This window comes from Brachyspira pilosicoli, assembly GCF_036997485.1.
Taxonomy (GTDB): domain Bacteria; phylum Spirochaetota; class Brachyspiria; order Brachyspirales; family Brachyspiraceae; genus Brachyspira; species Brachyspira pilosicoli_C.
This window is the reverse complement of record NZ_JAWLPU010000001.1, coordinates 809,355-823,222: the sequence shown is the minus strand read 5'-3', so window position 1 is coordinate 823,222 and position 13,868 is coordinate 809,355. Positions and strand designations below refer to the sequence as shown.

At 26.2% G+C, this 13,868-nt stretch carries 16 protein-coding genes; 8 read left to right on the top strand and 8 right to left on the bottom strand.

Annotation, left to right across the window (positions count from 1 at the left end; translation table 11 throughout):
* Positions 1-5: 5 nt before the first annotated feature.
* Together ruvC and R4I97_RS03705 are read right to left on the bottom strand one after the other, a co-directional pair.
* Complete coding sequence (ruvC, locus tag R4I97_RS03710) at positions 6-479, bottom strand: crossover junction endodeoxyribonuclease RuvC (protein ID WP_335783748.1); 474 nt, start codon at positions 477-479, stop codon at positions 6-8.
* A gap of 9 nt (positions 480-488) precedes the next feature.
* Entirely contained in the window at positions 489-1,235 is a 747-nt protein-coding gene (locus tag R4I97_RS03705; protein ID WP_335783747.1) for a YebC/PmpR family DNA-binding transcriptional regulator, read from the bottom strand.
* A 181-nt stretch (positions 1,236-1,416) separates the two neighbouring features.
* On the opposite strand from R4I97_RS03705, the gene R4I97_RS03700 reads away from it, so the two are divergent.
* Positions 1,417-1,869: a VOC family protein gene (locus tag R4I97_RS03700; RefSeq protein WP_335783746.1), complete on the top strand. Its 453-nt coding sequence runs from the start codon at positions 1,417-1,419 to the stop codon at positions 1,867-1,869.
* 8 nt (positions 1,870-1,877) lie between these two features.
* Here R4I97_RS03700 and R4I97_RS03695 read toward each other — a convergent pair whose 3' ends face one another.
* On the bottom strand, positions 1,878-2,207 hold the full coding sequence (locus tag R4I97_RS03695) for a hypothetical protein (RefSeq protein WP_335783745.1): 330 nt from the start codon (positions 2,205-2,207) through the stop codon (positions 1,878-1,880).
* Between the two features lie 145 nt (positions 2,208-2,352).
* Positions 2,353-3,189: a flagellin gene (locus R4I97_RS03690; protein WP_278775509.1), complete on the bottom strand. Its 837-nt coding sequence runs from the start codon at positions 3,187-3,189 to the stop codon at positions 2,353-2,355.
* A gap of 328 nt (positions 3,190-3,517) precedes the next feature.
* On the opposite strand from R4I97_RS03690, the gene xth reads away from it, so the two are divergent.
* The 5 genes from xth (at position 3,518) to R4I97_RS03665 (ending at position 7,495) form a co-directional block, all read left to right on the top strand.
* A complete protein-coding gene (xth, locus tag R4I97_RS03685; protein ID WP_335783744.1) occupies positions 3,518-4,300 on the top strand; it encodes an exodeoxyribonuclease III in 783 nt (260 codons plus the stop codon).
* A gap of 85 nt (positions 4,301-4,385) precedes the next feature.
* Positions 4,386-4,718 (top strand): STAS domain-containing protein, encoded by a 333-nt coding sequence (locus R4I97_RS03680; protein WP_335783743.1) that lies wholly within the window; start codon positions 4,386-4,388, stop codon positions 4,716-4,718.
* 12 nt (positions 4,719-4,730) lie between these two features.
* Positions 4,731-5,051 (top strand): YggT family protein, encoded by a 321-nt coding sequence (locus R4I97_RS03675; protein ID WP_335783742.1) that lies wholly within the window; start codon positions 4,731-4,733, stop codon positions 5,049-5,051.
* A 32-nt stretch (positions 5,052-5,083) separates the two neighbouring features.
* Positions 5,084-7,210, top strand: a complete 2,127-nt coding sequence (locus R4I97_RS03670) for a hypothetical protein (protein ID WP_335783741.1) — start codon at positions 5,084-5,086, stop codon at positions 7,208-7,210.
* A 78-nt stretch (positions 7,211-7,288) separates the two neighbouring features.
* Positions 7,289-7,495: a DUF1858 domain-containing protein gene (locus R4I97_RS03665; protein ID WP_335783740.1), complete on the top strand. Its 207-nt coding sequence runs from the start codon at positions 7,289-7,291 to the stop codon at positions 7,493-7,495.
* 82 nt (positions 7,496-7,577) lie between these two features.
* Here the strand turns inward: R4I97_RS03665 and flgN are convergent, their stop codons facing one another.
* From flgN to R4I97_RS03650, 3 genes are all read right to left on the bottom strand, one after another.
* Positions 7,578-8,087 (bottom strand): flagellar export chaperone FlgN, encoded by a 510-nt coding sequence (flgN, locus tag R4I97_RS03660; protein ID WP_335783739.1) that lies wholly within the window; start codon positions 8,085-8,087, stop codon positions 7,578-7,580.
* A 152-nt stretch (positions 8,088-8,239) separates the two neighbouring features.
* Entirely contained in the window at positions 8,240-8,650 is a 411-nt protein-coding gene (gene ruvX / locus R4I97_RS03655; protein WP_335784058.1) for a Holliday junction resolvase RuvX, read from the bottom strand.
* A gap of 35 nt (positions 8,651-8,685) precedes the next feature.
* A complete protein-coding gene (locus R4I97_RS03650; RefSeq protein WP_335783738.1) occupies positions 8,686-9,918 on the bottom strand; it encodes a peptidase U32 family protein in 1,233 nt (410 codons plus the stop codon).
* 236 nt (positions 9,919-10,154) lie between these two features.
* Between R4I97_RS03650 and R4I97_RS03645 the strand changes: the two genes are divergently transcribed.
* Positions 10,155-11,423 (top strand): DNA methyltransferase, encoded by a 1,269-nt coding sequence (locus R4I97_RS03645; RefSeq protein WP_335783737.1) that lies wholly within the window; start codon positions 10,155-10,157, stop codon positions 11,421-11,423.
* Here R4I97_RS03645 and R4I97_RS03640 read toward each other — a convergent pair.
* Positions 11,420-12,010 carry an MjaI family restriction endonuclease gene (locus R4I97_RS03640; protein WP_335783736.1) on the bottom strand — a complete coding sequence of 197 codons (591 nt, stop codon included), beginning with the start codon at positions 12,008-12,010 and terminating at the stop codon, positions 11,420-11,422. The two genes, R4I97_RS03645 and R4I97_RS03640, sit on opposite strands and share 4 nt — an antisense overlap.
* Positions 12,011-12,111: 101 nt before the next feature.
* On the opposite strand from R4I97_RS03640, the gene R4I97_RS03635 reads away from it, so the two are divergent.
* Positions 12,112-13,782 (top strand): SWIM zinc finger family protein, encoded by a 1,671-nt coding sequence (locus R4I97_RS03635; protein ID WP_335783735.1) that lies wholly within the window; start codon positions 12,112-12,114, stop codon positions 13,780-13,782.
* Positions 13,783-13,868 lie beyond the last annotated feature (86 nt).

Here is a 13,868-nt window from a genome sequence, read left to right as displayed (position 1 = left end):
AAAAATTATTTTAAAATTCTGTTTCTTGAAGCATGTGCCAAAGCAATAGCTACAGCATCAGCCGTATCATCTTGCTTAATATTTGCACCTGTAAAAAGATTAACCATTTTTATAACAGCATCCTTATTAGCATTTCCGTTTCCTGTTATTTGCGATTTTATTTCTCTTGGTTTGTATTCCTTAAACTCTATATTATTTAAAGTAAGCGCTAATATTATAACACCTCTTGCCTCAGCAACTTTTATTGCAGTTTTTGTATTTTTTGAAAAGAAAAGCTCTTCTATTGAAGCATTATCTGGCTTGTATTGTTTAATAAGTGAATCTAATTGAGTATATATAAATGAAAGTCTTTGATTATATTCTTCGTTTGAAAAGGTTTCGATAAGCCCAGAATTTACTATTTTGTACTCGGAGTTTTTAGCCTCTATAAAAGCATAACCGCACCTAGCAAATCCCGGGTCTATACCTAAAGTTATCATTAAATAATATTATTCTTCTTCTATTAAGTTATCTGTAATTTCTAAGTTAGTAGCTACAGCTGAAACATCATCATGGTCTTCAAAAAGTGAAATTATTTTCATAACTTTTTTAGCATCATTTTCAGCTATAGTCATAGTATTATCAGCCATACGTACAATCTCAGCACTTTCAGGCTCTATACCTTTAGCTTTTAAAGCATCAACTATAGAAGATAAAGCCTCCATAGGTCCAGTAACTGTAAATACTTCATCATCTTGTTCAATATCTTCAGCACCGGCATCGAGTACTATATCCATTAAAGCATCTTCAGTATTTCCAGCAGCAGGAACCATTACAACAGCTTTTTTCTTAAACTGCCAAGAAACAGCACCGCTTTCTGCTAAGTTTCCGCCATTTTTACTAAATATTGACCTTATTTCAGCAGCAGTTCTGTTTTTGTTATCTGTAGCAACATCTACTATGATTGCAACTCCGCCTGGAGCATAACCTTCATAAGACATCTCTTCTATATTAGCACCTTCACCTGCACCAGAACCTCTTTTAATGGCTCTATCTATATTATCATTAGGCATGTTAGTGCCTTTAGCTTTTAATATTACCATTCTTAATCTTGCATTTTGGTCTGGGTCTGGGCTTCCGCCTTCTTTTACTGCTATTGTTATCTCTTTTGCTATTTTTGACCAAATCTTACCTTTTTTTGAATCATTTGCGGCTTTTTTATGTTTAATACTAGCCCACTTGGAGTGTCCTGACATATTACACCTCTATTTATTAGATTTTTTATTTATAGATTATTTTACTCGTTGTAATTATATATTAGAAAACAACTATTGTCAACTTTTAAAAATTGTTAAAAAATATTTTTATTTATTTGATTTTTTATGTTAATTTATTAAAATTATATAGAAAATAAGTTTTATTAAGGGTGTAAATTATATGTTAAAAGAAGTAATGCATATAGGAATCACAGTAAGCAATATAGAAAACTCCATTAATTTTTATAAAAATATTTTAGGATTAAAATTGATAGGTGAGGCTGTTATGGAAGGAAAAGAAACCGATGCTCTTTTTGCTATGAATAATTGCAAAGTAAAAATTGCTTATCTCAACGGCAGTGATAATATAATAGCTCCTCCTATAGAATTATTGCAGTTTGTAAGTCCTGAAACTATAAAAGATAAACCTAAATTAAATAAAATTTCAACATCAGAAATTTGCTTCAGAGTAAATAATATAGAAAAAGTATATAAACATCTAATTGATAATAACGTAGAATGTTTATCAGAGCCGCAAGAGTTTGATTTTACTTCTTACGGATTTTCAAAAAGTAAGGCATTATATTTTAAAGATCCTGACGGAATTATATTAGAATTAATGGAAACGTTATAATAATTATTTTAAATTTTGTTAAAAAAATCTTTAATATCTTCAATTGTTGATTTATTATTAAAACTTTTTAAAGGTGTTCCTTTATGATTTTTTTCTTTTATAATTATATTTCCTGTTTCATGTTCATACATAATACATAAGTCTTTCTTTTTTATATTTACTTTTACGATATTAGCAAGTTCGCCCTTATATTCTCTGGCATTTATATAAGAAGAATATAATATAACAAAACTTAATAACGGATATATTATATTATTAACATTTCCAGCATGATGATTTGCTCTTTCTTTAACACCTTTAAAATATTTTTGCAAATCTTCAATTGTATTTAAAATCATATTACAACTCCTAAAATTATTTATAATTTAGAATCTAAAATATAGCATAATTAATATAAAATATTTTTTCTTCACATTATAAAAAAGCTCATCAGTACAAAAATACCAATGAGCTTTTTACTATATTTGTAATAAGACGACTAAATTATCCTATAATTCTCATTATAGACTGATTTTTCATATTAGCATTAGCTAACATAGCAGCACCAGTTTGTTGTAAGATTTGTTCACGAGTATAAGCAACCATAGCTTGAGCCATATCAGCATCTCTTATAACACTTTCAGAAGCGATAGTGTTTTCAGTAGCTATCATTAAGCTTTTTACCATAGATTCCATTCTGTTTTGAACAGCACCTAATTCTGCTCTTTGAGCAACAACCATTTGTATACCTTCATCTATTCTTCCTAAAGCTTGGTTAGCAGTTTCAACAGAAGAGATAGAAAGAGGAGTATCACCGCCAACTTGTAAGTTAGCAGCAGTCATAGCACCTATATTAACAGATACTCTTTGATCCATATTAGCACCAATGTGGAAAGTGATAGGAGTTTGACCGTCAGCAGCAAAACGACCTGTTAACATATTCATTTTGTTGAATTCAGCTTGAGAAGCGATTCTGTCAACTTCAGCTACTAATTGATTAACTTCTACTTGAATTAAAGCTCTGTCGCTGTCAGAATATATACCGTTAGCAGACTGAATAGCTAATTCTCTCATTCTTTGCATAATGTTAGTAGTTTCATTTAAATAACCTTCAGTTGTTTGAATGAAAGATATGCCGTTTTGAGCATTTCTAGTAGCTTGTTGTAAACCACGGTATTGAGAGCGCATTTTTTCAGATACTGCTAAACCAGAAGCATCATCTCCTGCAGTATTAATTCTCATACCGCTTGAAAGTTGTTGAATTGTTTTTGTCATTTGATTGCCAGTTAAGTTTAACTGCCTGTTTGCATTTAATGCAGAAACATTATTGTTGATAATCATAGTTACTACCCTCCATGAATAGTCATTAAAAAATTATAATTTCCAAATTTATTATGTTTTGTATATTATTTAGTCATCCCCTACAAAATAATAACATAATATATAAACATATTATAATATTTTTTTAAAAAAAGTAAATACTAATTTTTTTAAAAAAAATGCCGATAGCGGGAATATAGCTTCAAATTAACAATTTCTTTCTTTAATAATATTTTAAAAACTTAATATTTTTTCATAAAAAAACTCAACTGCTTATAAATAGAACTTCCAATTTTGACAAATAATGAAATTATTAGTATAATACTAAATAACTTATTAAAGGCAATGTATGAGTACACTAAAAATAATTTCTTGGAATGTTAATGGCATAAGGGCTGCATATAAAAAAGGCTTATTAGATTTTATAAAAAAAGAGGATGCTGATATAGTATGCCTGCAAGAAACAAAGGCTTTTGAAGAACAGCTTCCAGAAGATTTGAGAAATATAGAAGGCTATCAATTATTTATTAACCCCGCTGACCCAGAAATAAGAAAAGGCTATAGCGGAGTTGCTATATATACTAAATTAAAACCTAATAAAGAAATAAAAAATAAATTTGGTTCTAAATTCACAGACAGAGAAGGAAGAATACTTGCTTTAGAGTTTGATGATTTTACTATATTTAATGTTTATTTTCCTAATGGCGGCAAATCTGAGGAGCATTTTAATTATAAGCTTTCTTTTTATGACGAAATGACTAAGCAGATGATAAAATTAAAAGAGAAAACTAATGTAATATTATGCGGGGATATGAATATTGCTCATGAGGCTATAGATTTAGCTAGACCTAAAGAAAATGAAAAGAGTATTGGTTTTTTACCTGTAGAAAGAGAACGTATAACAAAATTTTTAAATAGCGGTTTTACTGATACTTTTAGAATGTTTGTAAAAGAAAACGGACATTATAGTTGGTGGGATATGAAAACTCGTTCCAGAGAAAAAAACGTAGGTTGGAGAATAGATTATTTCTTTGTTAATAATGAAATATCAAATAATATTAAAAGAGCTGATATTTTAACTGATGTTCTTGGAAGCGACCATTGCCCTATATTAATTGAATGGGATAAATAATTTTATTTAGACTATATAAAACTATAATATTGATTTTTTCATTATATATAATAAAATTAAAAAATGTATATAAGGAGTAATAAGTATGGTTAGTACTGTTATAGATGGGAAGACTGCTATTATTAATATAGAAAAAAATATCATATCTGAAAATGTTGATATATTAGAAGAAAAACTTAATTATATAAAAGATGCAGGTATATTAAATTTTGTGTTTGATTTTCATAATATAGATTATATGTGTTCTTCTGCTTTGGGATTAATAGCTTCCACTTTAAGAGTATCTGGAGAAAATGGCGGAAAAGTTTATTTTTGTTCTTTGAGCAGCAAATTAACAAGTTTGTTTGAAGCTACAAGATTTCTCACTATAGTAAATACTGCCAAAGATGTTAATGAGGCTTTAAGCAATATCAAATAACAATGAGGGTTTATGTTAATACAGATTATTAATTTTATATATGTTCTTATAATGCAGGCTTTAAGGCTTTACTCTTTTATATGGTTTATATGGATTATTATTAGCTGGCTTACTGCTTTTGGTGCTATACATTTAGATTATTATAATCCTATAGTTAATTTCTTTTATAGAATTACCGATGGGGTTATAGATAAAGTTTTTGGAAATTTCAGAGATAAGCTTATAATAGGAGTTATAGATTTATCTCCTCTTGTATTTTTGCTTATACTTCAAATGGTAGTACCTCCTCTAATAACTATGCTTTATAGATTTATAATTCGTTTAATATTATAATTTTGATATTATAAAAAATTGGAACTATTCTTATGGATTCTTTGGAAGATATTAATAGATATATTAATGATGGTGACTATAAAAGAGCCATAGAAGAATTAAACCTATTAATATATAAAAACCCTGATAATGCCAAAGCGTTTTATATGAGAGGGAAGTTTAGATTTATAGATTTACAAAAAAATAAGTATGATTATTCAAGTGCAAATCTTTCTTTAATATATTCAAATATAGAGTATGATCTTCTTCATTCTATAGAAATGGACCCTAATATAATTGATGCCTATAGGGGATTAATGTATTTAAATAGAGATATAGGAAATATAGATAAAGAAAGAGAATATGCACAGGTTTTATTTGAGAAAGACAAAAAAGCTTATGATGCTCTACTTATACTTGGTAATAGCTATTTAAACAATGGAGAGAATGCTTCTGACTTTCATCAGGCTATTGGGTATTATGATGATTTTATTGAAAGGGTTGATATTGAAGAGTCTAAACTTGCGAGGTTTGAGAGGGGACTTTGCTATTATAATTTAAATATATTAATTAAAGCAGATTATGAGGCTAATGAACTTATAAAAGATTTTCCTTTTTATGATGATGCTTATTTTTTAAAGGCTATAGCATTAGCTAAAAAGGGGGTAGATAGCGAGTTTTATTATGATGCTTTGCTTTTTTTAAACAGAGCTATAGAGCTTAATGATAAAAATTATAATGCTGTTTATGAAAGGGCTGAATGGTATTTTAGTAAAAAAGATTATTTGAATGCCATAAAAAATTATGACATACTACTTGAAAATGATAATAAATATAAATTGGCTGCTATGCTTGGCAAGGCTGAGGCTTTACATGATTATATTGTAAGCGGAGGATGCTATGCAGAAAAAAAACATCTTAATGAAGCATTTTATATATTAGATAAAATAATAAAAAATTTCTCTTTAGATAAAAAATATATTCAATATAAATACTATAAAGCTAATCTATATGCTTATATTGGAGAAACTGATAAGGCTATACATGAATTTGATGATATATTAAAAAACAATGATGACTTTAGTGAATGGTTTTATAATGATATATTAGAATTTTGTTATTATAATGCCAAAACAGATGAAGACTATAAAAAGGTTATTAAGCATTTAAACAAATCAAAAGATATCAGAGCTTTAATATATAAAACATTTTCTTTTTATAAATTAAAAAACTATAAAGAAGCAGTATTAGCTGCAAAAGAAATATTGGATAATTTAAATAATAACATAGAACATTTTAATAACGATGAAGATATGTATCATTTAAGGTATATATATGCATTCTCTCTAATAGAAACCAAATCTCATGATTATGAAACTATAATAGAAAACTTAAAAATATCGTTAAACAGCAGTGAACTAAACAAAGCAATCATATATAGAAAAATAGCAAAAGTGATGATATACAATATACCTCAAAAATATTATTATGATGGCATTAAGTATTTAGAGATGGCAATAAATATGAATGACTTTTTTGCATATTATATATATTCAAAAGAGCTATTTTATGGAAACATTCTAACCCCTTCTCCTGAGTTAGCAATAGGAATGGCTAATACTTCAATTGATTTATACCGCACATTCGAACCATCTCATATTATCTTAGGTAGAGCTTATGAATTAGGAAGAGGAATAGAGAAGAATGAAAACAAAGCTTTTGAAATATATTATAAAGCAAATGAGATAGCAAAAATGAATAATTATCATTCATCTTGTTCTAAAGCGGCGCTTTCACATTGCTATTATAATGGAATAGGCGTAAACAAAAATGAAGCTTTGGCATTAAAACTAATAAAAGAAGCTGTAGATAATTATAGCGAAAATTGTCATGACTATGTATTATTATTGTATGCTTATTTTGCACTTACTTGCAAAGATGGTTTTAGTTTAGAGAAGGCTGCTTCTATTTTTGATGAGGATATTACATATCATAATAGTTTATCTTTCATTATGACTTTTAAGCGTGTTTATAAAAAACTCGGAAATAGCTCTATGGTAAAAAAGCTTGCTAATATTGAAAAAGAAACTCTAAAAAACACAGGAGAGTTTAATTTAAATTATTTAAGAAAATATATAAAAAATTATAATGAATATTATCCAATAGTATTTAATAGATAATTATCATTTTACTTTTTGACAAAAAATCATATTATATATATTATATAGAGACTAAAAAATTATAAGAGAGGAAAAATTATGATAAATAAAAATATGAGTATAGGGGAAATTATACAGATATTTCCAGATTCAGTAGAGATTATGATGAGCTATGGCCTTCATTGTGTAGGTTGTCATGTTGCAAGCTGGGAAAGTCTTGAAGAAGGCTGCAGAGGTCATGGAATGGACGATGAAAAAATAGATAATTTAGTTAAAGAAATAAATGAAAGATGTTCTAAAAACTAATATTTTTTAATTAAAATATATTTAAAATAAAAAAGCTTCATATTATTTTATTAATATGAAGCTATTATTTTATTTATTATTATTATACCTGCTTGTTTATTAATACAGATAATTTTCTATTAAGTAAATGTTCTTTTCCTTTGTTGTTGTAGCCAACTTTTTTACTTTCATTTAATACTTCTTTCATATCTGTAAAAAAGTCTAATGCCTCATCAAATAATTTTGGTGCTAATTTATTTAGATGTTTTAATCTAGCCATTAAAGTTACAAGCTCCAAACGAAGTGAGGATATTTTAGCTGTTTTATTTAGAGGTATTTTTCTTATTATATCAGACAAAGTAGCTGTTTGAGAAAGATGAGGGAATTTATTTAATATTATTAAGTCTGTAATATTTTCTCTTAACTTTCTTAATTCATTAGCCTCTTTCATTTTTTCATTTTGATGATCGCAGTACATATGCACATCTTGAAGTCTTGTATCTATGATAGAGTTTACTTTTCTCTCTTCATCTTCCAATATAACTTTGTAGACTTCTATTTCTTTATTAAGAATTATTTCAATTTTTGTAAGTTCTTCATATAAGTTAAACATAAAATACCATCCCTTAATTTATATAATAATTATCGATATTTAAAAAAATTACTTTACATAATTTTTTAAATAAAAGTTATATTTTTTATGGAAATATGTATTTTGTTATAAGGTGATTTAATATTCTTTTATAGTAATAATATATGTATTTTTTAAGTATTCTTATTTAAAATACTAAGATAATTTTCTAATATTAAAACAGCAGCAATTAAATCATTAGCTTTTTTTTTAACACTTTTCTTTTTGCCTCTCAAAATAAAATCAGCTTCTTTTGAAGTACCATATTCATCTACAAATACAATGTTTACTTTTACGCTTTTCAAAAGAAATTCAGAAAATCTTCTTATCTCTGCACACCATTCGCTCTCTTTTCCTTCATCTGATAAAGGAAGCCCAAAAACAACTGTATCAATTTTTTTCTCTTCTATTATGTCCATTAAAGCACGTTTTACTTTTCTTGCATTGCTTTCTTCTATGAGTTTGCATGGAAAAGGAATTTTTATATTCATATCCATAAATGCAGTGCCTGTTTTTTTGCGTCCGAAATCTACAGCTAATATCATCATATATTTATTTTTTCTATTCTCTTATTCCTATATTATTCTTCTATAGTGATAATGTCGTATTTCTTGAAATTGTGAACACTTGATTTTATATAGGCATTATCTACATTTCTAATATTATCAACTTCTATAAACTCATTTTCTTCTGTCTTTATAAAAAGCTTAAATCTATTATCATTATGCTTTAGAAAATCTTTGCCTATATATACTAATTCATCACCATTTTTTATTGTGTTGTAAACTGTTATTTTTGCATATTCTTCGCTGTCATCTGCAATCATACCCATAAGCCTTCTGCCTTTTAAATATCCTTTTAATGTTGGTTTTATATTATCACGACCAAAATAAAAACCTGTATCGCTTTCTCTTCTGCTTATTGTGTCTAACTCTTTTAAATAACTTGCAATAGGCTCTTTTTTGATAGCTTCTGGATAAGATTCATAACCTACTCTTTCAAGCAAATCCAATAAAACTCTATAAACTCTCACAGTATTAGCAACATAATAAACACTCTTCATTCTGCCTTCAATTTTTATAGAATCAATTCCAGCCTTCTGAAGTAAATGCAAATATTCTGCCATTTGTAAATCTCTGCTGCTCAATATTGTAGAATGGTCATCTCCCTCTTCTATCTCCATAAACTCGCCAGGTCTTGTTTTCTCTTCTATGTAGGTTTTGAAATTCCACCTGCAAACCTGAGAGCATTCTCCGCCGTTTGCATCTCTATTATTTAAAAAGTTTGAAAGTAGGCATCTTCCAGAATAAGACATGCATACTGCCCCATGTACAAAACTCTCTAATTCCAAATCAGTATTATCTCTAATCTCTTTTATTTCGTCTAATGAAAGTTCTCTTGCTAATATTATTCTGCTTGCCCCGAGGCTTTCATATATTTTACAAGAATAGCTATTTGTAACTGATGCTTGCGTGCTTATATGAATAGTTGCATCTGGTATCGTTTCTTTAACTGCTGCTAACACTCCCAAATCTGATACAATAAAAGCATCTATATTTAAACTTGATATCTCTTTTAAATAGTCTTTTAAATTATTTTTATCATATTCATGCAAAAATGCATTTAATGTAAGATATATTTTTTTGTTTAGGGTTTTAGCAATATCTGAACATTGAGCAAGTTCTTCTATAGTTGTGTTTTTGCTTTGATGTCTTAAATTAAATAAAGCACCTCCTATATAAGCTGCATCTGCTCCATAATGATATGCAACTTCCAATTTTTCTTTATTGCCTGCTGGTGCTAGTAATTCCATTTTTATTTATCTCCATTTATTGTTATGTTCTTTTAATTGTTTTATTATTCTCAATTTTTACAAAGTCAATAATTTTTTATGTTCTAATGTTATTTAAGTAAAAAAGTTAAATATCAGTATATTTTAATAAGTTAAATATTTCAATAAAAAATATTATAAATTAATATGTTGACATTATCGTTAAATTATAACATAATAAAACACCATATTTAATCTTTCAAAATGGAAATAATTTCATGATTAGTCATAAAATAATACTAGGCGACAGCAGATATTTAAGCAAAATAAAAGATAAATCTGTGCAATTAATCATTACTTCTCCTCCATATTGGCAATTAAAAGATTATGGTTCTGAAAATCAAATAGGGTTTAATGATAGTTATGAAGAATACATTAATAATTTAAATTTAGTTTGGAAAGAATGCTATAGAATTTTATCTGACGGATGCAGATTGTGTATAAACATAGGCGATCAATTTGCTAGATCCGTATATTACGGCAGATATAAAGTAATACCTATAAGAACAGAAATTATAAGATTTTGTGAGGCTTTAGGTATGGATTATATGGGTGCAATAATATGGCAAAAAAATACTACTATGAATACTTCTGGTGGAGGCTCTGTAATGGGAAGTTTTCCTTATCCTCGAAATGGAATACTAAAAATAGATTATGAGTTTATTTTAATATTTAAAAAGTTAGGTAATGCTCCAAAACCTACAAAAGAACAAAAAGAAGAGTCGGTATTAAGTAAAGAAGAATGGAATACATATTTTGCTTCACATTGGACTTTTGGTGGAGCCAAACAAAATGAACATATAGCTATGTTTCCAGAAGAACTTCCTAGGAGATTAATAAAGATGTTTTCTTTTGTTAATGAAACAGTATTTGACCCTTTTGCTGGAAGCGGTACTACTTTATTAGCTGCAAAAAATCTTGGAAGAAATTCTATAGGATACGAAATTAATAAGGATTTTATTCCTATTATAAAAAATAAATTGAATGTAGAACAAAATGATTTAAATAATAAATTTATATTTGATGTTGATAATGATTCAAAAAATTTTGAAAAAGATTTACCATATATATTTCAAGACCCGCATAAAATGGATAAAAAAATAGATATAAAAAAGATACAATTTGGTTCAAAGATAGATAATAAAAAAATAGAAGAAGAAAAATTCTTTCAAGTAAAAAAGATAATAAGCCCTAATAAGATTGAAATTGACAACAATATTGTAATTAAACTCATTGGCATTAAACCTATTAAAAAATTTGAGAAAGAAGCTATAGAATTTTTAGAAGGTAAATTAAAAAAAAGAAAAATATTTTTAAAATATGATTCTCTTAAGTATGATGATGATAATAATATGCTTTGCTACATATATTTAAAAAATAAAACTTTTATAAACAGACATTTAATAAAAACAGGATATGTTGATGTGGAAAGAGAATCTGATTATATATATAAAAAAAGTTTTTTGAGCTTATTAAATATAAATTAATCTTCGATTTCTATATCAAAGCTATCTTCAGAGATTTTATTATAATAAATCATTTTTACATTTATTTTTTCATTTAATCTATTTGTTTTATATGTAATTGGTTTAATAGAATATGCAGTATTTCCAACATATCCATCTATTCCATGAGATTCTTCTTCTTTTGTAGCTAGTCTGTAATTTTCTTTTTTAATTTGCGCCAATTTTTGAAGTATTGCTTTTTGTATATATAATCCGTTAAAAGTTTTGTTTATAACTAAGTCTTCTGCCCATTCATATATCATTTCTTTAGTTATCAACTTAATGGCTTCTTGAAGATTTTTTATATTTTCCATTATCTTTTCTGCTGCATTATCAATTGCATCTGGATAGTTTTCTAAATACCATTTTTTCCAATTCTCGATGTTTATATTTTGATTATTATCAATATACTCTTGAAATATTTCAGACAAAGTTCCTACCACTTTTGGGCGTGTACCTTGAGCATTTTGGTTCGCTAAATTCATTAATTGTGTTGTGTATTTTGGAAATTCTATTTTTATAGATGTATTAATTTTTTTCAATTCTTCTTTTGTTAATTCAAATTTCATATATTATAACTCCTATTAATTTACATATCGGATAATTTATATATGCTTTAATCTAAATAATATATTTAAAAATTTTTATTTTATTATATTATAGAACTCGTATGAATGATGAGTTGTTTCAAAAATTAAAAGAATTAGAAAGATATTGCAAAGAAGACTTTCTTATATCTCTTACAAATAAAGGTATATACAACAGAGCTTTAAAAGATTTTGAAAAGATTAAAGATATTATAAATATAAAATTTGATGATGATAATATAAAAGTCTCTTTTGAAGATGTAGAAGTAATATTTAAAAACGATGAAATAAAAAGCTCAGTATGTTCTTGCCCATCAAAAACTATTTGTAAGCATATAATAATATCAATTCTTTATATAAGAGATTATCTCTCTAAAATAGATTATAATATTCAAGAAGAAGAGTCTTTTAATAAAAATAATTTTAACTACATAATAAATACTTCAGTAGATGAATTAAAAAAAATATCAAGCAAAAAAAACTTTGAATATGCATTGGATATTTTAAAAAATACTCCAGAAATAAATATAAAAGAAGATAACATATTAGAAATAAAATTAAAAGAAGCTGTAATTTATTTTGAAAAAAATAGCCGCATAGAAAAATCAATCTGCTCTATCTGTAAGGATAATAATTTATGCTATCATAAAATAGCAGCCATATTAAAATACAAAGAGTTTTATAATAATCTTGAAGAGATAAAAGAAGAATATAAACAAATAGATTATAATTTAATTTCATTTTCAAAAATGTTTATAGAAGATATTTTTAAAAAGGGAATATACTCCTGCAATGAAAATGATTTTGACAAGGCAGAATATATTGCCACACAATTATTAATAAAAGATATACCATCACTTTCAAAACTTTTTAGAAGTGTTGCTAATGGAATTGATGCTATGATTAATAAAAAAGCTTATTTTAATAAATTATTGATGTTTAACACGCTTGCCAAAATTTATAATTTAATAAGATATATAGAAGCATCTGACAATGAAACATTAAATAAACTGATAGGAGAGAAAAAAAGCAAATATATAGAAAATAGATATTCTGAGTTTATTGGAATAGGTGCTTATCCATTTGTTTTTTCAAGCGGATATATGGGTTCTACTTCTTATGTTTATAATTTAAATAATAAAGAAATATATTCTATATCAAATATAATGCCTACTTTTTATGAAAGTAATAATAATTTTAGTATTTATGACAATATAAAATTAAATTACACAAAAAAAAATATTAATAATTTATCAATAGAGGATTTATCAAAAAATAAAAGCAGTATTGAAAATTTTAGAACCAATAATGACAATAAAATTTCATTAAACAAAAATACTAATTTTCAATTAAAAGAACGTGTTAATTTTAAGTTTATTGATTCTATAAAAAAAGATTTAGAAGATATTTTTTTTGAAAGCTATGAGGATATAAAAAATATTAGTTTTGATTATGGTTATTTTTTCAAGAGAGAAAATTATAAAATAATTATCACAGAGTTTGAAAGAATTGAAAATATGAGATTTGATAAGATTAATCAGATATTTTATTTTGATATATTAAACAGCAAAAGAGAAACTCTAACGCTTAGTATAAAATATAATAATATAAACAAGCATGGAGTAAAGTTTATAAAAAATTATAAGAACTCAAAGATTGACAAAGATAAATTTATAGTTCTTAAAAAGAGCAATTTTGCAATAAAGCCAATTAGCATAATAAATATAAATGCAGTTATAAATATATATTTTTAATTAAAAAATTAGTTTTGTGTATTTCGGGGACTAGCCCCCGCACCCCCACTTCTTTTGGTGGCCCAAAGAAGCAAAAGGACTGCATT

Excerpts from the sequence above, each read along its gene's own strand:
- R4I97_RS03635 (WP_335783735.1), top strand. The coding sequence starts at position 12,112 with ATGAATGATGAGTTGTTTCAAAAATTAAAAGAATTAGAAAGATATTGC.
- ruvX (WP_335784058.1), bottom strand. The coding sequence starts at position 8,650 with ATGATATTAGCTGTAGATTTCGGACGCAAAAAAACAGGCACTGCATTT.
- R4I97_RS03680 (WP_335783743.1), top strand. The coding sequence starts at position 4,386 with ATGGTTAGTACTGTTATAGATGGGAAGACTGCTATTATTAATATAGAA.
- flgN (WP_335783739.1), bottom strand. The coding sequence starts at position 8,087 with ATGTTTAACTTATATGAAGAACTTACAAAAATTGAAATAATTCTTAAT.
- R4I97_RS03700 (WP_335783746.1), top strand. The coding sequence starts at position 1,417 with ATGTTAAAAGAAGTAATGCATATAGGAATCACAGTAAGCAATATAGAA.
- R4I97_RS03640 (WP_335783736.1), bottom strand. The coding sequence starts at position 12,010 with ATGAAATTTGAATTAACAAAAGAAGAATTGAAAAAAATTAATACATCT.
- R4I97_RS03705 (WP_335783747.1), bottom strand. The coding sequence starts at position 1,235 with ATGTCAGGACACTCCAAGTGGGCTAGTATTAAACATAAAAAAGCCGCA.
- R4I97_RS03645 (WP_335783737.1), top strand. The coding sequence starts at position 10,155 with ATGATTAGTCATAAAATAATACTAGGCGACAGCAGATATTTAAGCAAA.
- R4I97_RS03675 (WP_335783742.1), top strand. The coding sequence starts at position 4,731 with ATGTTAATACAGATTATTAATTTTATATATGTTCTTATAATGCAGGCT.
- R4I97_RS03695 (WP_335783745.1), bottom strand. The coding sequence starts at position 2,207 with ATGATTTTAAATACAATTGAAGATTTGCAAAAATATTTTAAAGGTGTT.
- R4I97_RS03670 (WP_335783741.1), top strand. The coding sequence starts at position 5,084 with ATGGATTCTTTGGAAGATATTAATAGATATATTAATGATGGTGACTAT.
- R4I97_RS03650 (WP_335783738.1), bottom strand. The coding sequence starts at position 9,918 with ATGGAATTACTAGCACCAGCAGGCAATAAAGAAAAATTGGAAGTTGCA.
- ruvC (WP_335783748.1), bottom strand. The coding sequence starts at position 479 with ATGATAACTTTAGGTATAGACCCGGGATTTGCTAGGTGCGGTTATGCT.
- R4I97_RS03665 (WP_335783740.1), top strand. The coding sequence starts at position 7,289 with ATGATAAATAAAAATATGAGTATAGGGGAAATTATACAGATATTTCCA.
- R4I97_RS03690 (WP_278775509.1), bottom strand. The coding sequence starts at position 3,189 with ATGATTATCAACAATAATGTTTCTGCATTAAATGCAAACAGGCAGTTA.
- xth (WP_335783744.1), top strand. The coding sequence starts at position 3,518 with ATGAGTACACTAAAAATAATTTCTTGGAATGTTAATGGCATAAGGGCT.